The sequence below is a fragment of the Paenibacillus sp. FSL H7-689 genome (genome assembly GCF_000517905.1).
GTDB lineage: Bacteria > Bacillota > Bacilli > Paenibacillales > Paenibacillaceae > Paenibacillus > Paenibacillus amylolyticus.
On sequence record NZ_ASPU01000028.1, the window covers coordinates 312,891 to 333,634 of the forward strand.

The following is a 20,744-nucleotide window of genomic DNA, read 5'->3' on the forward strand; positions in this document are numbered from 1 at the left end:
TTTTGCTTTATTGTTTACTACACTTTAGTGAGTGTTCAAAAAGGTCGGTTTTCAGTACCGAGAAGATGGGATGAAGCTAGAAATGGAGTAGCGGAGCGTAGGGAAAACTACGTGAGCAACGGACATTTCGGCTGAATTCCATATTCGATGCTGATGATGCCATTAGGCATCCTTCGTAATCAAAAGCGGACTTTTTGAACTACTTCTATTAAAACTGTTTTGCGAAAGTGCGTGCTTGTTCGATAGCTTGTTGCTTGATCTCATCTGCACGATCTTTATATTGATTATGCCCCTCAACAAAAATGCCATCAAGCTTCGGCACACCGAGGAATGACATGATAATGCTTAAGTAACGATGACCGGATTCCATTTGAGCCGCTGGGCCTTCGGAATAAATGCCGCCGCGGGCCTGAATATGCAGTGCTTTTTTATCAGACAGCAGTCCGACAGGACCTTGTTCGGTATAACGAAATGTTTTGCCAGCTACGCAGATCGAGTCGACATAAGCCTTCAGAATAGGAGGGAATGAGAAGTTCCACATCGGGGTTACAAAAACATATTTATCTGCTGAGGCAAATTGATCCGATAGTTCATTCAAACGGCTTACTTTGGTCTGTTCTTCGGCAGTCAGATCACTGCCCGATTGCAGTTTGCCCCAACCACTGAAGACATCCGCATCGATATGCGGAATATCCGAACGATACAGATCGAGGTGAACTACCTCATCAGAAGGGTGACTTTCACGATAAGCATCAATAAATGCTTTGCCCGTAGCCATGCTGAAGGAGGTTTCATGATCATGAGGATGGGCAGTAATATACAATAAGGTAGACATGTAGTTCTTCCTCTCTGTGCGATTAATGGGGTGAATTGATCTTGGCAATGATGAAGCGACCGCAGTAGTATGCATCGTTTCCCCATTTTTATACGTCAGAAAGGGATATGAATGAATGGATCGATCATGATACTGAATTGGATGTTATATGGTGACCGGATACTCAATCCATGTATAATATACAGGACGAGTATTTATTTTCCAAAGACAATAGGATGAGTGAGATGAGCGCACATGGGAATGGACCTGGAGAAGCAACGATTAAGCATTGAAGCAGCGAAATTGTATTATCAGTCCGATTATAGCCAGCAGGATATTGCCGCAAGGTTGGGCGTGTCGCGTCCAACCGTATCAAGGTTACTTCAGTACGCCAAAGATCGTGGATATGTCCGGATTGAAATTATGGACCCGCTGGAGGATATCGACATCATTGCCGGAGAACTTAAGTCAAAATATGATCTGGATACGGCACTTGTGTGTTTTACCCCGTTGAAGAGTGATGAGGAAATACAGAAGCATATCAGCAAAAGAGCAGCAGACTACCTACAAGAGACGGTTCAGGATGCAGATATTATCGGGGTGACTTGGGGAACAACCATGCATGCTGTAGCACGCCAGCTTCGTCCCAAGCAGGTTAAAGGTGTCGAAGTCGTGCAATTGAAGGGGGGCGTAAGCCACTCCCATGTCAATACGTATGCCGCTGAGATTGTTCATTTGTTCGCTGAGGCATTCCATACGGTACCAAGGTATCTGCCGCTGCCTGTTATTTTCGACAACATTGAAGTAAAAAACATGGTAGAAGCGGATCGACATATCGGCAGAATCGTGGAACTTGGCAGACAGGCCAACATTGCTTTGTTTACCGTGGGTACTGTGAAGGAAGATGCATTATTGTTCAGGCTCGGTTACTTCAATGAAGAAGAGCAACAATTGCTGATGAACTCCGGTGCAGGTGACATTTGTTCACGCTTTTTCGACGCGGAAGGTCAGTTGATCAGTGAAGAGATTAACAGCAGAACCGTTGGAATTGATCTAGCCGAGTTGAGAAATAAGGAAAAATCAATCCTTGTCGCTGGAGGACAACGCAAAATTGAAGCCATACACGCCGCGCTCAAAGGTCATTACGCAAATATTCTGGTCACGGATCAGTACACAGCGCAGGCATTACTTCGATTTTAATTTCAAATGGATATGGATGACAACATCTGCCACGTAAAAAGGGCGGATGTTTTGCTTTTTTAGGAAGAAAATATAACGAAGAAGAAATGTAAGTGTAACTATGAACAAAAGTTCAAGTTGATTTTTACATATGTTCATGTTAGTGTAAGTGTATAGAAAATAACTAGTTCAGATAAGGGAGAGATTCAATTGACTACACCACAATTAGCGAAAATGATCGACCATACGTTGCTTCGTGCGGACGCAACGCAAAGTGAAATGGCCAAGTTAACCGAAGAAGCGAAACAATACCAGTTTGCTTCCGTATGTGTTAATCCAGGCTGGGTTGCTTATGCTGCTGAGCAGTTGCAGGGTACTGGCGTAGATATCTGCACCGTTATTGGTTTCCCTCTGGGAGCATCTACATCGGAGACAAAAGCTTTCGAAACTAAAGATGCGATTGCTAAAGGTGCAACTGAAGTCGATACGGTCATCAACATCAGTGCTTTGAAAGATGGCAAAGATGATTACGTTGAACAAGATATTCGTGTTGTCGTTGAAGCGGCTGCGGGTAAAGCTTTGGTGAAAGTTATTATTGAAGCTTGTCTGTTGACGGATGAAGAGAAAGTACGTGCTTGTCAGGCAGCTGTGCGAGCTGGAGCTGATTTTGTTAAAACTTCTACAGGTTTCTCCACAGGTGGAGCAACGCCAGAAGATATCGCTTTGATGCGTCGTACTGTAGGTCCTGATGTGGGCGTTAAAGCTTCCGGTGGCGTACGTAGCCTGGAAGATATGCAAAAAATGATCGAAGCGGGTGCAACTCGTATCGGTGCAAGTTCTGGAGTGAAGATTATGCAGGGTGGTCAGTCTACATCTTCTTATTAATTCGTTGGAATCTGACTCGTTAGATAATATCTAGGCTTTGCCTACGGGATTGGACTTGTTCTTCATGTTAATCATTGATATGGAGAACAAGATTCAAGCCTGAAAAAGTCTTTTTATTTTTTAGCCTGAAAATTGATATAAAACGAATTTATTGTAAGCGCTTTACTTGTTTTCTGAAAGGTTTATTTCATTACACGCATGAAAAACCTTTGAGCTGAATTTTCACATCCGGCTTAACTACCTTCAAAGGAGAAATCAAATGAAATTTCTAATTGCCATTATCGGCTTACTCGTTGTTTTTGGACTGGCTTATATCGCAAGCAACGGCAAAAAGCAGATTCGTTACCGGCCGCTGGCTATCATGATTGTTTTGCAAGTTATATTAGCTTATGCTCTGTTGAATACAGGAGTGGGTACTTTTTTAATTGGCGGTTTCGCGACCGTATTTAAAAGTTTACTCGACTATGCGAATGAAGGTATCGCATTTGTATTTGGGGGTTTGACTACTGTAGGTGCCGAAAGCGGGGGGGCACCGTTCTTCCTCAGCGTATTGATGCCGATTGTTGTCATCTCCGCCCTTATCGGTATATTGCAGTATATCCGAATCTTGCCTTTTGTTATAAAATATATTGGTCTGGTATTAAGCAAAATCAACGGAATGGGCAGACTGGAATCATATAACGCGGTTGCTTCGGCTGTATTGGGGCAATCTGAAGTGTTCATTTCTGTGAAAAAACAAATTGGGTTGTTGCCAAAACATCGGCTGTACACCTTGTGTGCTTCGGCGATGTCCACGGTATCGATGTCGATTGTTGGTGCTTATATGACCATGATCGAGCCGAAATATGTGGTTACAGCTCTTGTACTGAACCTGTTTGGCGGTTTTATCATTGCTTCTATTGTGAATCCTTATGAGGTTACAGAGGAAGAAGATATATTGGAAGTACAGGAAGAGGAGAAACAGTCCTTCTTCGAAATGCTCGGCGAATACATCCTGGATGGATTCAAAGTTGCTATCATCGTAGCTGCGATGTTAATCGGTTTTGTTGCCTTGATCGCACTTGTTAACGGAATTTTCAGCGCGGTGCTTGGCATTTCGTTCCAGGAGCTACTTGGTTATGTGTTTGCACCATTTGCCTTCATCATGGGTGTTCCATGGAAAGAAGCGATTCAGGCAGGAAGTATTATGGCAACCAAAATGGTATCCAACGAATTCGTAGCTATGCTTAATTTGAAGGAGACTGCAATGTCTGCCAGAACAACGGGTATCGTATCTGTTTTCCTCGTGTCGTTCGCCAACTTCTCCTCCATCGGTATCATTGCTGGTGCGGTGAAGGGACTCCATGAGAAGCAAGGTAATGTGGTCGCCCGCTTCGGTCTGAAACTGCTTTACGGTGCTTCGCTTGTCAGCGTGCTGTCAGCGATCATTACTGGACTGTTCTTGTAAACCGGATTATTGGAAGGAGTGCTTAGGTTATGTCAACATTCAAAAGAGTACATCTGATCGTTATGGATTCTGTAGGGATCGGCGAAGCGCCAGATGCAGCAGAATTTGATGATTTTGATGTAGATACCTTCGGTCACATTGCACGTGAACGCGGAGGTCTGAAAATGCCTCACATGGCCAGTCTCGGACTGTCCAACATCAAAGAAATCGAGGGTGTCCCTGTAGCGGATGCACCTAAAGCGTATTACACCAAGATGCAGGAAGCATCCAGAGGCAAAGACACAATGACAGGTCACTGGGAGCTAATGGGTCTTTACATTGATACACCTTTCCGTGTGTTCGAGAATGGTTTTCCCGATGAGTTGATTCAACGCATTGAAGAGAAAACGGGCCGCAAAGTAATTGGTAACAAACCGGCCAGCGGCACGGAAATTCTGGATGAGCTGGGTGCAGAGCATGTTGAAACTGGCGCGCTCATCGTATATACATCCGCGGATTCGGTTCTGCAAATTGCAGCACATGAGGACGTTGTTCCACTGAAAGAACTGTATGAGATCTGTGAGTTCTGCCGTGAAATTACACTTGAAGATCCGTACATGCTCGGCCGCATTATTGCACGTCCATTTGTAGGAGAAGCGGGTAACTGGAAACGTACTGCGAATCGTCATGACTATGCACTCAAACCTTTTGGTCGTACTGTTATGAATGAACTGCAAGATGGTGGATTTGATGTGATTGCTTTGGGTAAAATCGCAGATATCTATGATGGCGAAGGTGTGACCAAGGCTGTTCGTACCGTCTCCAACATGGATGGCATGGACAAGTTGTCCGAAACGATGGATGAAGAGTTCACTGGACTCAGCTTCCTGAACCTGGTTGATTTTGATGCCCTGTACGGTCACCGTCGTGATCCGCAAGGTTATGCTCAGGCACTTGAAGACTATGATGCACGGCTGCCCGAGATTTTTGCCAAAATGACCAATGATGATCTGCTGCTGATCACAGCTGACCATGGTAACGATCCAACATACCGCGGTACAGACCATACACGTGAATATGTACCACTGCTTGCCTACTCTCCGCGCTTCAGCGAGGGCAAAAAGCTTGATCTGCGCAGCACATTTGCTGACCTTGGCGCAACCGTAGCCGAGAACTTTGGAGTGAAATTGCCGGAATACGGCACCAGCTTCCTGAAGGATTTGAAATAAGTTTTTCAAAAACTGGATAGGGGAGGTCGGAGTAGCTTGGCTGCTCCGGTCCTGCCATCATAATAGACTAATTGTATAACTGGAGGAGATTCATTCATGAGTACACATATTGGAGCAAAACCCGGGGATATCGCAGAAACGATTTTATTGCCAGGAGACCCTTTGCGCGCGAAATATATCGCAGATACGTACCTCGAAGACGTTGTATGTTACAACGAAGTTCGTGGAATGCTCGGTTACACAGGTACATATCAAGGACACCGGATTTCGGTGCAAGGTTCAGGGATGGGTATTCCGTCCTTTGCAATCTATGCTAACGAATTGATCAGCGAATATGGCGTAAAAAACCTGATTCGTGTGGGTACTTGTGGCGGTATGCAGGAGCATGTACGTGTACGTGACGTCATCCTTGCACAAGCAGCATGTACAGATTCCAGCATGAACAAACACGTATTCGGTGGTTATGACTTCTCACCAATTGCTACGTTCTCCCTGCTGAAAGAAGCCTATGACCGTGCAACAGCTAAAGGTATGAAGATTCACGTTGGTAACGTATTCAGCTCCGATTCTTTCTACCGCGATGACCGTTCCGTAACCGAGAAGTTGATGAAACACGGCGTACTCGGCGTAGAGATGGAAACAACAGCATTGTACACTATCGCTGCCAAGTTTGGTGTTAACGCACTGACCATCCTGACGGTAAGTGACCACTTGCTGACAGGCGAAGAAACATCTGCCGAAGAACGTCAAAAAACGTTCAACGACATGATGGTAGTTGCCCTGGACACAGCAATCACACTGTAATTGTTGCATTTTATATTCATAATCATTTGATTTGGATCGAAACTTTTGTTTTAGCACGAAGTGAAGGAACCGGAACCGATTCTGAAGAAGCGTTAGCGTTCGCCTTTGTCTCCGAGTTTTCTCCATTGCAAATGGAATCAAAAAAACTTGGAGACAACAGCGATCGGAGGAACGATCCGGAGCCGTAACGGACTAACAACAAAGTGTTCAATACAATCAACACACACAAGGAGAGATCATCATGAGAATGGTAGACATTATTGCTAAGAAACGCGACGGAAAAGAACTGACAACTGCTGAGATTGATTTTGTTGTTCAAGGATACACACAAGGAGAAATCCCGGACTATCAAGTCAGCGCATGGGCGATGGCAGTATTCTTCAAAGATATGACAGACAAGGAACGCGCCGATCTGACGATGTCGATGGTGAATTCCGGTGAGACGATCGACCTGTCCGCTATCGAAGGCATCAAAGTAGACAAGCACTCCACAGGAGGAGTGGGCGATACGACGACACTGGTACTCGCTCCGCTCGTTGCTGCGCTGGATGTTCCTGTTGCCAAAATGTCCGGACGTGGACTTGGTCACACGGGTGGTACAACAGACAAGCTGGAATCCGTTGCAGGTTTTCACGTAGAGCTTGAAAAAGAAGAGTTCATTCGTCTCGTAAACGAACACAAGGTTGCAGTTATTGGACAAAGTGGTAACCTTACGCCTGCAGACAAAAAGCTCTATGCACTACGTGACGTAACAGCTACCGTTAACTCCATTCCACTGATCGCCAGCTCCATCATGAGCAAGAAAATTGCAGCAGGTGCAGATGCAATCGTATTGGATGTTAAAACAGGTGCTGGTGCATTCATGAAAACAACGGAAGATGCTAAAGAATTGGCACATGCCATGGTAAGCATCGGTAACAATGTTGGACGTAAAACGATGGCTGTTATCTCCGATATGTCCCAACCACTAGGTCTGGCGATTGGTAACGCGCTTGAAGTGAAAGAAGCCATCCTCACACTGCAAGGTAAAGGTCCAAAAGATTTGGAAGAACTGTGTCTGGCACTTGGACGTCAGATGGTATTCCTTGCTGGCAAGGCAGATTCCTTGGAGCACGCTGAGGAGAAATTGAAAGAAGTGATCCAGAACGGTAAAGCACTGGAGAAATTCAAAGATTTCTTGGCAAACCAAGGCGGAGACGCTTCGGTTGTCGATCATCCAGATCGTTTGCCACAAGCACAATATCTGGTTGAAGTCCCAGCAGACAAAGACGGCTATGTTGCCGGAATCGTTGCTGACGAAATCGGAACTGCAGCAATGCTGCTCGGCGCAGGCCGTGCAACAAAAGAGTCCGAGATCGATCTCGCTGTTGGTCTGATGCTGAACAAAAAAGTGGGTGACCCAGTCAAAGCTGGTGAGTCCCTCGTAACAATTCATGCCAATCGTGAAGACGTAGCAGACGTCATCGCGAAGATCAAAGAAAACATTACGATTGCGGATCATGCTGATGCTCCTGTATTGGTTCATGATATCGTAACGGAATAATACAATCAGAGAAGACGAGATGTAATCTCGTATCTGACTGAACATGAAAGCCCCGAAGCGATGTAATCCATAGCTTTGGGGCTTTTTGTCGTTTGAAATTACGCTGTTAGTTATTGCGAGCAACTATGGGCTCTTTATTTTCTCATACGCCATCACCGAATCTGCGTTGGTATAAATGTAAGGCGTAGACGGCTCGGATACAGGTGTCACCTTTGTTGCTCGAATCTCAATCGTATCCTTACCGTTCACCTGTGCAGAGCCAATGCTGCCATCAATTTGCACCCAACTATCTGTAGGGAAGCTATCCGCTTCTGGGATGTGAATCATCACGCCAAAGGGAGCCGCATCCGCTGGGCAACACATGACGAGAAATCGTCCCAGTGCAAAATGTGATTCATGATCCATGCTTTTGTCCCGATAAACGAATCCGGTTAAGGAGATATCTTTGCCTGCAAATTGTCGCTGGAACATATCAATCGTGCCGAGGGTTTCAGAGAAGATCTCGGGATAGACTCGGATGACCTGTTCTGCATACAACTTCTCAGCCAGTTCAGCGAATTCGCGGCTATACTCGTCTGGGGGAATGAACTGTACTTTGGTGGCCGATGCAGGCTGAACGGTCGTTGATTTTTGTGTGAGATCTTGTACATTCAATTGAGTTGCTGGATCAGGTAAAGGCTCTTTTCGACGAATCTCGGGAGGGGCATAGGTGAGAGACATGCCTTTCTGACTGGCCATGGAGCTACCGAGAGCCCGATCAGGTAACAGAAATCCCAGCAACAAGGGGATAGCAATCAGACCATATACCAACGAGCTGCGTAGGAACCCGGAAGGTGGTGGATGCTCACAGTCGCAATGAACCTCGTTTCTACCGAACAGTCCATGCCAAGCCATGATAACGGCAATAAACAATAAGGGAACAGGACAGCATAATAGCAGTTTTTGCATGGTAGGAGCCAAATAATAATGAAGCGAATCACTTGAATTCAACTGAATAATGTACACTGCCACCCCGCCGATCCAGCCTGCACGGATCAGGTTATGCCATTGGATGACGTGTGACCTTGGAACAGGAGGTTTGGTCATCGTATAGACCGTGTGGTTCATAATCATCACCTCATCTCTATTCATAGTTAGTATGAAAGTTCATGTGATTAACCATTCAGGCCATGAAGTATGTTGCTCAACCTTTATACCAGCAGGTTAATCAACCACGAGCCGGCAAAAACGAGCGTAATAATCGCTAGACTTAGACCAATAACAAATCGGGTACGGAAGGTGGAGAGTAGCATGAGCGTGCTTTTGAAATCCAGCATCGGACCAAGTACAAGGAAGGATACCAGCGGCCCCAGTGCAAACGTATGTGAGAACGCAGAAGCCACAAAAGCATCGGACGTGGAGCAGAGAGACAGTACATAAGCAAAACCCATCATGAACACGTAGGAGGCAACAGGACCATTACCAAGTGAGATCAGATCGCTGCGGCTAATGAATGTCTGGATGCAGGCTGTAATCAGGGCACCGATCACCAGATATTTGCTCATATCGACGAATTCATCTCCGGCGTGAATGAAGAAGCTACGCCAGTTTTTTACATGGTTATGATCATGTGCATTTGCGTGCGCGTGAGGTTGCACCATTTTAAACCCAGGATGTGTCTTGACCTCTGTCACTGCGACCTTTGGCATCCGAAGAGGATTTCGACGGACAAACACATATACGAGCATGCCTATGGAAGCTGCTACAGCAAAGGCCAGTCCCATACGGGCAATGGTAATCTCAGGATGAGAGGGAAAGGCGAGCAAGGTTGCGGTAAATACGATGGGATTGACTACGGGACCACTCAGGATGAACGTAACTGCGATATAGGCTGGCATGCCTTTGTGCATCAACCTTCTCACTACCGGGATCATGCCACATTCACAGATGGGGAAAATAATACCGAGTAGCCCTGCGACCAGCACACCACCGATCGGATTTTTTGGCGTGAGTTTACGGACCATTTCTTCAGATACGAACCACTGCATGAGCGAGGACAATAGCACACCCATGAGCAGAAAAGGTGCGGCTTCAAGGAAAATACCTATGAATACGGTTTTCATATTTTGCAAAGCTTCACTGTTCCATGCTTCCTTCAAGTCTGGAGCCATTGTGATCAACACGGGAACAAGAAATGCACAAGGGATCAGGAAGGACAGGAGCTTCAGATTGGCTGCCATTTTCATGAAACAGACCTCCACAACTAGGACTTTGCTAAAATATATGCTTGTACGTGCGGCAACATACATCATTCCTATGTTCTAATCAACATTTTTACGATTAATCAAGATTCTTCAACGATATGTAGAACTGGCGTGAACTGAAAGATCCTTTTCCTGCATGGAGTTGACAAACGAAAAAGCATAGGCTACTATCATTAAATAGTAATAATTACGATTAAATAAGAGGAGGCAACAATCATGAGAGTCATTGTAACTTTAGCCTGCACCGAGTGCGGGGACCGCAACTATACAACAACCAAGAACAAACGTAACCATCCAGAGAGACTTGAGATGAAGAAGTACTCCCCACGTTTGAAGAAAATGACGATCCACCGGGAAACCAGGTAAATTTTTTTGTTATTTTTAAATCGTAATATTTACGAAAAGAGGGAAAGGCATGATACTATCCTCCATGCGTGATGTTGTATTTGGATATGGCAAAGAGCCGGTCATTGATCAACTGTCGCTGGATATCCATGTGGGAGAGTTCATAGGCATCACAGGTCCCAACGGTTCTGCCAAAACGACCCTGTTAAAGCTGCTGCTAGGGCTATTAAAGCCCTGGAGCGGCACGATACATATGAATCCGCAGTTGAAACGTGGGAACAAGTCCAATATCGGTTATGTGCCCCAGCAGGTGGCATCATTTAATAGTGGATTTCCCAGTACGGTGAATGAACTGGTCCGGTCCGGGTGTTACACCAGTCTGGGATTATTCCGCAGATTCACAGCAGAGCAGGATGCCGTCGTTGAACGCAGTCTGCGGGAAGTTGGTATGTGGGAATATCGGAATACACGCGTCGGTGAGCTGTCTGGCGGACAGAAGCAACGGATCTGTATTGCCAGAGCTATGGCTGGGCAACCGCAGGTTCTGGTACTGGATGAGCCAACAACGGGAATGGACCACCACAGCCGTGAGGGATTTTACAATCTGATGCGCCACTATGTTGATGCTCATGGGATAACGATTATTATGGTTACTCATGGACTGGAAGAGATGGGGGATCGATTGGACCGAACGATTACTCTGGAGCGGCAAGAAAGTGAGGAATGGCAGTGTTTGAGTACGAATTCATGCAACGTGCCTTCTGGGCAGGTGGACTGATTGGAGTCATCGCTCCAATTCTCGGGGTTTATCTGATGCTCAGGCGGCAGGTCCTTATGGCAGACACGTTATCCCATGTCTCACTCGCAGGGGTGGCGCTCGGTTCAGTCATGAATCTTAACCCGGTGATCTGCGGGTTCGCGATTGCAATTATCGGTGCATTACTGGTTGAACAACTGCGGCGAAGTTACCGAACCTACAGCGAGGTACCTGTGGCGATCATCATGACTTCGGGACTGGCTCTTGCTGTGGTTTTGATGAGTCTCAAAACCAATCTGTCCAAGACCTTCAGCTCATACTTATTCGGATCTATTGTCGCGGTTAGCGATATGCAGTTGTGGATGATGGCAGGAGTATGTGTCATAGGTTTACTTTTTTTCATCCTGCTCCGAAGACCGTTGTATAACTTTACGTTTGATGAAGAGACTGCTTCCATTGGAGGCGTTCAGGTAAGAGGTTTATCGTTTGCATTTGCCATTCTGACAGGAATGACTGTAGCTTCAGCCATGCCGATCGTCGGTGTGTTGCTGGTGTCTGCTCTCATTGTATTACCTGCTGCCTTGGCACTGAGAGTGTCTCGCAGTTTTACAGCAGCGATTATTGTCGCGGTAATTACAGGATTAATCGGTATTTTTAGCGGGCTCACAACATCTTACCATCTAAATACACCACCGGGAGGAACAATTGCACTCATCCTGTTGGTCATTCTATTAACTGGAATATCAGCGCAAAAGCTGATTGCACGATATAACCGCAAGCGTCACCGCAAAGAAACGAAATCACAGCACCTCATTCTGGTCAACCATTCTAGGAGGAATACATCACATGAAATTCAGTAAAAAAGCTACGCTCGGATTGTTGTTCAGCCTCACACTTATCGTCGCAGGCTGCGGACAAAAATCCGCTTCTGATGCAAATACAAGTTCTACGGGTGCCGGTAATACGGTACCCGTAGAGAGTGAAGTAGCAAAATTAAACGTGCAGGTCAGCTTCTACCCGATGTATGAGTTCACCAAAAATGTGGCAGGTGATCTGGCCGATGTGCATACACTCGTTCCAGCAGGAATGGAGCCCCATGATTGGGAGCCTACACCACAAGATATTGCCAGCATTGAAAAAGCAGATGTACTTGTATACAACGGTGCGGGCATGGAATCTTGGATTGATCAGGTCACCGGAAGTCTGAGCAATGCTTCACTCATTCAGGTGGAAGCGAGCAAAGGAATTAACCTGCTTGAAGGTACAGAAGATGAGCATGATCATGGACATGAAGATTCCGATGGAACGGATACGCATGACCATGCCGATGAATCCGCTGGGGAAGCACATGATCACGATCATGCAGATGAAGCGACTACGGAAGAACACGACCATCATCATGACGCAGAGGCAGAAGCAGGACATGATCACGATCACGGTGGACTCGACCCCCACGTATGGCTGTCACCTGCATTGGCTGTAAAGGAAGTGCGCAATATTGAAGCAGGTTTGGCGCAGGCTGCCCCGGAACATGCCGAACAGTTCAAGCAGAATGCAGATGCCTACATTGCTCAACTGGAGTCACTGGATCAGGACTTCAAGGCGGCTGTGACGGATAGCAAACGTAAGGATTTCATCACACAACACGCTGCATTTGGTTATCTTGCCAAGGAATATGGATTGCAACAGGTGCCCATCGCAGGATTGTCTCCTGAGCAAGAACCTTCGGCAGCACAGATGGCATCTGTCATTGATTTTGCAAAAGAGCATCAGGTGAAAATGATTTTCTTCGAAACACTGGTTTCATCCAAAGTGTCTGAGACAATCGCAAGTGAAGTGGGGGCCAAGACGGCTGTATTGAATCCGATTGAGGGACTCACCGAGGAAGAAATTGCGGCGGGAATGGACTACATTAGCGTGATGAGACAGAATCTGGAGGCTCTGAAACTGGCACTAAACGAATAATTTAAAATCAGTTTGATGCCTGTCACCGAAAAAGGTACAATAATACAACATGCTGAGGAATGGATCGCCATTCCTTTGCCTTTTTGCAAAGCAGAGAGCACAGTGATGTGCTCTCTCTTTGTTGAATAAGGTGACCGGATCAAGCAGAACAGGAGGACGCATTGCATGAGTTTAAATGAGGAACATGAAGTGCTGTTAAGTGAACAGCCTGCCCATCTGTGGAGACGGCGTAAGCTGGAGCTGATGCACTGGACGGAACGTGATAAACATACAGTATCCGCGAAGAAAACAGAGATTTGGAACGGTGTTGAAGTTGATGCCGAACTCGTGAAGGCATTGTCCATACTTCAGAGTGCGGGCGTGAGGACGGAATTTTCATGTGCAGGGGTGAGTCCGCTTGATGAACCTGTCGATCATTCCCTTTATGCTTATGTTACCCTGATACAAAGTGAGGTAGCAGATCAATTCGTGCACTATGCCCTCCGTCGGATGCGGAATCGACTTCTCGTTACGCTAGAGGCCGAAAAGGGCCGCTATGATCTATCTTCTTTTTTCATTGGACACAATCGGAGCTTCTGCTGGTGGATGGAGCACTGTGCCGTACAGTTCGGAAGCCGAAACGAATCGAGTGAAAAAAGCGTAGTATAAAGGATAGGCTTGTTTACTTGAAGGTAAAGGAGGTATACACGATTGAATAAGTGGGTCAAAACGATACTTTTTCTACTAGGCTCCGTCTTTCTTACACGATTCATCCCATTTTCGTCCTTGTTCCGTAACCTGGATACGATGATTCACGAATTCGGTCATGCACTAATGACACTGGTATTGTCCGGTAAAGTGCTGCGCATTGAATTATACGCTGATCATAGTGGTGTAACTTACTCTTCCATGCTGACGCCAGGCAGATCGATCCTGGTTTCTCTGGCGGGATATATCAGTGCATCACTGTTCGCCTTGCTGTTGTTTTACTTATACCGCAAAGGCTTGCACATGTGGGGACTTGGTATTATGACGGCTGTCGCTCTGGTGTCGCTCCTGTTATATGTAAGAGGGGAGTTCGGCATGTTATGGCTGACCGGGTTCATCGTACTGAACGTTGTCATTATGATTTTTGGTGCCAAGATCGTGAAGTACTATTATCTGTTACTGGCGTTTCTTACGCTGGAAGAGTCGGTTGTTAGTGCTGTATACGTTGGATTTATGTCCTGGACTCAGCCTTCACGGGCAGGGGATGCAGCGAATCTCGCTCAACAGACATTCCTTCCCGCGCTGTTTTGGGGCACGCTGTTCGCTTTGTTTGCACTGTGGTGTGCCAAGGGAGCACTCGGTCTCTTTTTCCGCAAAGAAGGTACTTCGCGATCGTCACGGTCTCGGGGATTACGAAGAGCGTAATGGATATAAAGTTATATCAAAGCAAAGAAGGCACTTCCTTTCTTCATAAAAGGATAGTGCCTTTTGTTTTTGGACTTACTTCTGATATTCAAGCTTGATATTAAAGATATTGAACCTAATCTCCAAGATTATCCCATAACACATAAAAGTAATAAATCTCTTCCATAATCGCCTTATCGTCCTCTGCGGTAACGCCGCCCTTCATCCGAGCGAGGGTCCCCAGAATATCATAAATTGATTCACGCTCCACACTGAACTGAATGCGGTTGACGACTTTATCCCAGGCCTTCATTGCGTAATTAACTTGAGACTTGGCTTCAGTCCATTTTTTACCCTCAACCTGTTTCTCTAACGTTTGTATAGATTCAAGCAAGCGATCATCGTTGCCAAAGGGCTTTTTGAGAAAGGCTCCGCTAGCCATAATTGCAACGAACACAAGAATGAGGAAGATCGGAAGCACATATAACAGCCAGAAACGCGTTTTCATTCAACCGCCTCCTTGATGTAAAGAGTTTAGAAAGGCCCCTCATAATCGCCCATGTCGATTTTTTCGGTGATCTTATCCTTGAACAGATCAACATACAATTTGTCATTAGGCAATATGGCGGCAAAAGCAATATCCTGTATCGTGATCTTTTGTTTCTTAAGCTGTTCACTGAGCCAATTAATATCTTTGTGTCTTTCCTCCAGATTTTGCTTAATCAGCAGGCCATCAATGATAATCTCAGTCATCAGCTTACTCTTTGGAGGATGCATATGCATGTCTTTGGCGGTTACAGGCTGATTCTCAGGTTTCAAAACAACCGAGAGGCTGCCATCCGGTTCCAGAATCGCATAATCCAGCGTCGTAATATCAAATACATCCTTTTGCCGCAGCATCATGGTCAATTCGTCAAATTTGACTCGCATTTTACTCAGGTTCTGTTCGAGAATTTTACCGTTCTGGATGATCAATGTGGGGTCTGAGTCCATTAATTTGGAGATGGTGCGATTCTTCAGCGTAATATACTGAAAGATGATCGTAATGATTGTGAAAATGGTCAAGGCCACAAAATGAATCCACGCCTTGGACGAGAGATCGGTTGCAAACGTACCCGCAATGGAACCGATTGTAATACCGTTAATGTAATCAAAATACGTCAAGTTACCCATCTGCTGTTTGCCCAGCACCCTTGTATAGATGATCAGGGTCAGAAAGGCAATAATAGACCGTACGGCAACAACCCATGTTTCTTCCATCATATATGTATCACCTTCCTTTAGTTCACCGTAGCTGTATTAAGAGCTAGTTTGAAAAGTTTGCTTTGAACACGCATTATAACAAGCTTTTCCTACGCTGGAGGATCTTATGCTTGAACGCAAAAAACCGAAACCTGGGTATGTATCCCGAGCTTCGGTTTCATTAAATACCTATATTAGTTGAACTGATTCATTTACACGTTAATCGTTAAACACCAGAGTACGCCATAAATCCGCCATCTACCGGAATGACTGTGCCAGTGACAAAGCCGGATTGTCTTTCATCCGCAAGCCACATTAATGTGCCAAGCAGGTCTTCCGGTTTGCCAAAGCGGCGCATGGGTGTATGAGCAATAATTTTACTGGAACGCTCCGTAGGTGAGCCGTCTGGTTGCAGTAATAGATTACGGTTCTGCTCGGTCAAGAAAAACCCGGGTGCAATAGCGTTGACACGAATACCGGATTCGGCCAGATGAACGGCGAGCCACTGCGTGAAGTTGTTAATGGCTGCCTTCGCAGCGCTGTACGCTGGAACTTTCGTCATGGGCGATGGGGCGCTCATGGAAGAAATGTTTATGACAGTAGCGGGAACATCACGCTCTATCATATGTTTTGCAAAGATCTGAGTAGGGATGAGAGAACCGACAAAATTCAGATCCATCACCTGACGAAATCCCTCTACACTTACATCGAAAAATGTAGTGACATCGCTCTTTTCCAGATCTTCCAATCTGAAAATTTCATTGGTGGTGTTGGCACTGGCGTTATTGCCACCGGCGCCATTGATCAGAATATCACATGGTCCGAGCTGTTCCAGCACCGCATCTGCCGCTGCTTGCACACTATCGGCCTGGGTTACGTCACAGGCAATAGCAATCGCTTTGCCACCGGCAGCTTCTATCGCAGATACAACTTCCTGTCCCTTGGACACCGTGCGGTTCAGGATGGCTACACTTGCACCGTGCCGAGCGAGTTCTTCCGCCATGGAGCGGCATAATACTCCAGCACCTCCGGTGATTACAGCCGTTCTGCCTTCGAGACGAGATGAGCGTTCATATTGGTGTTCACTCATGCTTTTGCCCTCCTTTGCAGGGAATCCCAGACGCCCCAGAGATACATGATCCCCAAAGCCCGGTCATAGAGTCCATAACCAGGTCGGCACTGTTCTCCCCAGAGGTGACGACCATGGTCGGGTCTTGCATAACCTTCATAACCGATATCATGATAAGCCTCAACAACCCCCGCAATATCGACGCTTCCATCTTGACTGCGATGTGACGTTTCAATAAAGTCGCCGTTTTCGTAGATTTTGACATTACGAATGTGGGCAAATGGAATCCGATCCTTGAACTCGTGTATCATCCCGATAATGTCATTATCAGCATTCGCTCCCAAAGAGCCACTGCATAGTGTCACGCTGTTGTAAGGGCTATCATAAAGATTCAAATATTTCCGAACATTCTCCTGACTTGTAATAATCTTTGGTAATCCAAAGATTGGCCATGGTGGGTCATCCGGATGGATGGCCATTCGAATCCCCAGCCGTTCGGCTGTAGGCATAATCTCTTGCAGGAAATAACGTGCGTGCTCCCACATATGATCCTCGGTTACATCCTTGTAGGCTTCGAACAGACCTGTTAAATACTGCAATCGTTCTGGTTCCCAACCTGGCATGGTGAGTGCGGAGTTTTCCGTAATGCGTCGAACGAGTTCTAGAGGTTCTATATCTGCAAGTTTACTGTGCTCATAGAAGAGGGCAGTTGAGCCATCCTCCATTTCCTTGTGCATATCCGTGCGAAGCCAGTCGAAGATTGGCATAAAGTTGTAACAGATGACCTTCACACCAACTTGAGCCAGTTTCTCCATCGTTTTAATATAGTTCGCAATGTATTTATCCCTTGATGGCAGGCCCAACTTGATATCCTCATGGATGTTCACACTCTCAACGACATCCAGATGTAACCCGGCCTTGTCCGCTGCTGTTTTTACAGCGAGTATTTTGTCCATCGGCCATTCCTCGCCAGCAGGAACATCGTGCAGTGCCCACACAATACCTTCAACACCCGGAATCTGCCGGATATGATCCAGCGTTACCGTATCATTGCCTTCGCCGAACCAGCGAAAAACCATTCTCATCACGTTCACCTCATCATGAATAGTAGGAAGAAAAATTCAGTCATTGAAAATAGGACGGATATGTATCCTGCAGGACGGCCAAATCGGTGACAGTTAAATGCAAATGTTCCTGCATCAGTCGCTCTGCTGTGTCGGCATCATGCTGCTGAATGGCCTTGACCATAGACCGGTGCTGTTCAATCAGGTGATCCCACTGGTGGTCCGAGGACAGGCGTAACATGCGACTTCGATTCAAATGTACATTCATCTGCTGGATAACAGTCCAGGTGTTGCTTTTGTTGCAGCCTGCAAAAAGAGTGCTATGGAATTCCTCATCCAATTGGAACATTCGTTCATCATCCGGTTTGACCCTGCATTCCTGTTGCCAAGCAAGGTTCTGTTCAAGAGCGACCATCTGTTCGTTCGGAAAGTTCTCGCAGGCAAGCCTGATTACGGCTCGTTCGAGCTGTTCACGCATGAACCGTGCTTCCTCAACGAGATCGACCTGAATCAGAGAGACGTATGTGCCACGCTGTGGATACACTTCCAGCAGACCTTCCTGTGCAAGCCTTACAAAACTTTCTCGAACAGGTGTCCGGCTTACCTGGAACTCCAGCGAAATTTCCTTCTCAGAAATAGCTGTTCCCGGAGGCATTTTCAAACTCAAAATGAGTTGTTTCAGCGTGAAGTAAACGACATCTCGCGTTGAGTAAGATTGCTTATTATTCATGGAAGACATATTGCTCGCAACAGGCAACAAACCGGCTCTGGATGATAACTTTGGGGTATATTCCACAACTTCAACTCCTTCAATGACATACTACCATACTTGTATGGTAGTATGGAAGCGCTTTATAAGCATTATATTAAATTTAGTTGATAGTTCACTTGCAGTTCAAGTGATTAAAGAGTACAATTCAGTCATTAGGTTCGAATGTTTAAACCAACAGACATCAAACAGAGAAATATACGTAGAAATAATGAAGAAGAAATAGTATAGAGGTGAAACCATGGGACAAAAAGCAATTAGCGTTTTTCAAACCTGTATTCCGTTATTTCAGGTGTTAAGTGACAACCATCGTCAATCCATTTTGCTGACACTCACCGAGAAAGGCAGAATGACAGTGAATGAAATTACCGAACAATCCAGCCTATCCCGGCCAGCCATATCTCATCATCTCAAGCTGTTGTTAGAGAAGGGACTTATATCTGTGGAGCAGAAGGGCACACAGCGTTATTATTCGGCTTCATTGAATGCATCGGTGGAACTGCTGAAGGAACTGGTAGCTGCTTTGGAAGAAGAGTGTCTGTAGAGTAATAGTGATCAAACATGCTTTTGCATGTGTCTTATAGGTTCGTAAGTTTAAACACTTGATCAATAATGAATAGAGGAGTATGTATATATGACAACGACTATACAGGAAGTAACCAGTCAGGAAGTTGAACAGATTTTGGAGCAGCAACGACAATTCTTTCGTTCCGGGGCAACACGATCGGCAGAAGCTCGAATTGCCCGTCTGACCCAACTGAAGCAGGCCATTCAAAAGTACGAATCCAGACTGACAGAAGCTCTCTATCAGGATTTGGGCAAAAGTGAGTTCGAATCCTACACAACCGAGATCGGATTTATGATGGACAGCATCACACACACCATTCGTAAAGTGAATAAATGGGTGAAACCCGTTAAAGTGAAAACGCAAATGGCGCTCCTGGGTTCGAAAAGTTATATCATACCCGAACCCTACGGGGCGGTTCTGATTATCGGACCGTTTAATTATCCTTTTCAACTCTTAATCGAACCATTGGTAGGTGCGATTGCAGCAGGTAACACAGCCGTGCTCAAAGCGTCAGAGAATACACCTGCGGTGTCCGCTGTTGTACGTGAAATGATTGCGAGTGTGTTCGAACCGGCATACGTACAAGTGCTCGATGGTGCAAAAGATACAACAACAGCGCTGATTAACGCGCCATTCGACTATATCTTTTTTACAGGCAGTGTACCGGTAGGCAAGATTGTGATGGAGGCAGCTGCCAAAAATCTCGTTCCCGTTACGTTAGAACTTGGAGGCAAGAGCCCTGTCATCGTGGATGAACAGGCGGATATCAAAGTAGCAGCTGAGCGCATTATATGGGGCAAACTGCTCAATACAGGACAGACCTGTATCGCACCCGATTATTTACTTGTGCATGAGCGCGTGAAGGAATCGTTAATTACGGAGATGAAAGCAGCGATTGTGTCCTTCTTCGGATCGGATATTCAGCACAACAAGGACTATGGGCGAATCGTGAACAAGGGACATTTTAAACGGCTGACGACTTTGATTGAACGGGATCATGCCAAAGTGATATATGGGGGAGCTTCGGATGAGGAAGATCGCTTTATTGAACCTACACTGATTGATGCGGAGTCCTGGGATGCAGCAACGATGGAAGATGAGATTTTTGGACCGATTCTGCCGATCATTAGTTATCGTAACCTGGATGAAGCCATTGTAGAAATCGTAAAGCGGCCGAAACCACTCGCCTTGTATCTGTTCACTTCCGACACCCAGGTTCAGGACAAAGTGCTGCGCGAAGTTTCTTTTGGAGGCGGCTGCATTAACGATACCATCACGCATGTAGCGAATCCACGTCTGCCGTTTGGCGGTGTTGGTCATTCTGGTGTTGGCTCGTATCATGGGCAGTACAGCTTCGAAACCTTCTCTCATCTCAAAAGTGTACTGAAAAAAAGCACCAAATTGAATCTGCCGATTCTGTATCCACCGTATGATAACAAGCTGAAGCTGATTAAGCGTTTGTTGAAATAAC

The 20,744-nt window shown here is 46.0% G+C and carries 22 protein-coding genes; 14 read left to right on the forward strand and 8 right to left on the reverse strand.

Annotated elements, in window-relative coordinates:
- Positions 1-208 precede the first annotated feature (208 nt).
- Positions 209-835, reverse strand: a complete 627-nt coding sequence (locus C170_RS21030; protein WP_036613802.1) for an FMN-dependent NADH-azoreductase — start codon at positions 833-835, stop codon at positions 209-211.
- Between the two features lie 240 nt (positions 836-1,075).
- Between C170_RS21030 and C170_RS21035 the strand changes: the two genes are divergently transcribed.
- The 6 genes from C170_RS21035 to C170_RS21060 all read left to right on the forward strand — a co-directional run bounded on the left by C170_RS21035 (position 1,076) and on the right by C170_RS21060 (position 7,880).
- Positions 1,076-2,014 (forward strand): sugar-binding transcriptional regulator, encoded by a 939-nt coding sequence (locus tag C170_RS21035; protein WP_036613997.1) that lies wholly within the window; start codon positions 1,076-1,078, stop codon positions 2,012-2,014.
- Positions 2,015-2,227: 213 nt separating this feature from the next.
- On the forward strand, positions 2,228-2,878 hold the full coding sequence (gene deoC / locus C170_RS21040; RefSeq protein WP_036613998.1) for a deoxyribose-phosphate aldolase: 651 nt from the start codon (positions 2,228-2,230) through the stop codon (positions 2,876-2,878).
- A 259-nt stretch (positions 2,879-3,137) separates the two neighbouring features.
- A complete protein-coding gene (locus C170_RS21045) occupies positions 3,138-4,325 on the forward strand; it encodes a NupC/NupG family nucleoside CNT transporter (protein WP_036613804.1) in 1,188 nt (395 codons plus the stop codon).
- 29 nt (positions 4,326-4,354) lie between these two features.
- Positions 4,355-5,533 (forward strand): phosphopentomutase, encoded by a 1,179-nt coding sequence (gene deoB, locus C170_RS21050; protein ID WP_036613806.1) that lies wholly within the window; start codon positions 4,355-4,357, stop codon positions 5,531-5,533.
- A gap of 96 nt (positions 5,534-5,629) precedes the next feature.
- Complete coding sequence (deoD, locus tag C170_RS21055; RefSeq protein WP_017688193.1) at positions 5,630-6,337, forward strand: purine-nucleoside phosphorylase; 708 nt, start codon at positions 5,630-5,632, stop codon at positions 6,335-6,337.
- A gap of 241 nt (positions 6,338-6,578) precedes the next feature.
- Positions 6,579-7,880, forward strand: coding sequence for a pyrimidine-nucleoside phosphorylase (locus C170_RS21060; RefSeq protein WP_036613808.1), 1,302 nt, complete (start codon positions 6,579-6,581; stop codon positions 7,878-7,880).
- Positions 7,881-8,003: 123 nt separating this feature from the next.
- Here the strand turns inward: C170_RS21060 and C170_RS21065 are convergent, their stop codons facing one another.
- Both C170_RS21065 and C170_RS21070 read right to left on the reverse strand, forming a co-directional pair.
- Positions 8,004-8,987 (reverse strand): TIGR03943 family putative permease subunit, encoded by a 984-nt coding sequence (locus tag C170_RS21065; protein ID WP_051447332.1) that lies wholly within the window; start codon positions 8,985-8,987, stop codon positions 8,004-8,006.
- 83 nt (positions 8,988-9,070) lie between these two features.
- A complete protein-coding gene (locus tag C170_RS21070) occupies positions 9,071-10,105 on the reverse strand; it encodes a permease (RefSeq protein ID WP_036613810.1) in 1,035 nt (344 codons plus the stop codon).
- Positions 10,106-10,339: 234 nt separating this feature from the next.
- Between C170_RS21070 and rpmG the strand changes: the two genes are divergently transcribed.
- From rpmG to C170_RS21100, 6 genes are all read left to right on the forward strand, one after another.
- Positions 10,340-10,489 carry a 50S ribosomal protein L33 gene (rpmG, locus tag C170_RS21075; protein WP_036613813.1) on the forward strand — a complete coding sequence of 50 codons (150 nt, stop codon included), beginning with the start codon at positions 10,340-10,342 and terminating at the stop codon, positions 10,487-10,489.
- A 49-nt stretch (positions 10,490-10,538) separates the two neighbouring features.
- The gene (locus tag C170_RS21080) at positions 10,539-11,246 is read left to right on the forward strand and encodes a metal ABC transporter ATP-binding protein (RefSeq protein WP_036613814.1); all 708 of its coding nucleotides are present in this window, start codon (positions 10,539-10,541) and stop codon (positions 11,244-11,246) included.
- Positions 11,192-12,085 (forward strand): metal ABC transporter permease, encoded by an 894-nt coding sequence (locus C170_RS21085; protein WP_036614002.1) that lies wholly within the window; start codon positions 11,192-11,194, stop codon positions 12,083-12,085. The genes C170_RS21080 and C170_RS21085 overlap by 55 nt, the downstream gene beginning before the upstream one ends.
- Positions 12,072-13,190 (forward strand): metal ABC transporter solute-binding protein, Zn/Mn family, encoded by a 1,119-nt coding sequence (locus tag C170_RS21090; RefSeq protein WP_036613815.1) that lies wholly within the window; start codon positions 12,072-12,074, stop codon positions 13,188-13,190. Before C170_RS21085 ends, C170_RS21090 begins: the two co-directional genes overlap by 14 nt.
- A 165-nt stretch (positions 13,191-13,355) precedes the next feature.
- A complete protein-coding gene (locus tag C170_RS21095; protein WP_036613816.1) occupies positions 13,356-13,838 on the forward strand; it encodes a hypothetical protein in 483 nt (160 codons plus the stop codon).
- Between the two features lie 42 nt (positions 13,839-13,880).
- A complete protein-coding gene (locus C170_RS21100) occupies positions 13,881-14,582 on the forward strand; it encodes a M50 family metallopeptidase (protein WP_036613817.1) in 702 nt (233 codons plus the stop codon).
- A gap of 115 nt (positions 14,583-14,697) precedes the next feature.
- Here the strand turns inward: C170_RS21100 and C170_RS21105 are convergent, their stop codons facing one another.
- The 5 genes from C170_RS21105 to C170_RS21125 all read right to left on the reverse strand — a co-directional run bounded on the left by C170_RS21105 (position 14,698) and on the right by C170_RS21125 (position 18,675).
- The gene (locus tag C170_RS21105) at positions 14,698-15,069 is read right to left on the reverse strand and encodes a DUF4363 family protein (RefSeq protein ID WP_036613818.1); all 372 of its coding nucleotides are present in this window, start codon (positions 15,067-15,069) and stop codon (positions 14,698-14,700) included.
- A 26-nt stretch (positions 15,070-15,095) separates the two neighbouring features.
- Positions 15,096-15,824, reverse strand: a complete 729-nt coding sequence (locus tag C170_RS21110; RefSeq protein ID WP_051447333.1) for a DUF421 domain-containing protein — start codon at positions 15,822-15,824, stop codon at positions 15,096-15,098.
- Between the two features lie 205 nt (positions 15,825-16,029).
- Positions 16,030-16,893, reverse strand: a complete 864-nt coding sequence (locus C170_RS21115) for an SDR family oxidoreductase (protein ID WP_036613819.1) — start codon at positions 16,891-16,893, stop codon at positions 16,030-16,032.
- Positions 16,890-17,957: a mannonate dehydratase gene (gene uxuA / locus C170_RS21120; RefSeq protein WP_017688206.1), complete on the reverse strand. Its 1,068-nt coding sequence runs from the start codon at positions 17,955-17,957 to the stop codon at positions 16,890-16,892. The genes C170_RS21115 and uxuA overlap by 4 nt, the downstream gene beginning before the upstream one ends.
- Positions 17,958-17,997: 40 nt before the next feature.
- Complete coding sequence (locus C170_RS21125) at positions 17,998-18,675, reverse strand: GntR family transcriptional regulator (RefSeq protein WP_026081054.1); 678 nt, start codon at positions 18,673-18,675, stop codon at positions 17,998-18,000.
- A gap of 271 nt (positions 18,676-18,946) precedes the next feature.
- Between C170_RS21125 and C170_RS21130 the strand changes: the two genes are divergently transcribed.
- Positions 18,947-19,249, forward strand: coding sequence for an ArsR/SmtB family transcription factor (locus C170_RS21130; protein WP_017688208.1), 303 nt, complete (start codon positions 18,947-18,949; stop codon positions 19,247-19,249).
- Positions 19,250-19,339: 90 nt separating this feature from the next.
- Entirely contained in the window at positions 19,340-20,743 is a 1,404-nt protein-coding gene (locus tag C170_RS21135; protein ID WP_051447334.1) for an aldehyde dehydrogenase, read from the forward strand.
- The last annotated feature ends 1 nt before the right edge of the window (position 20,744 follow it).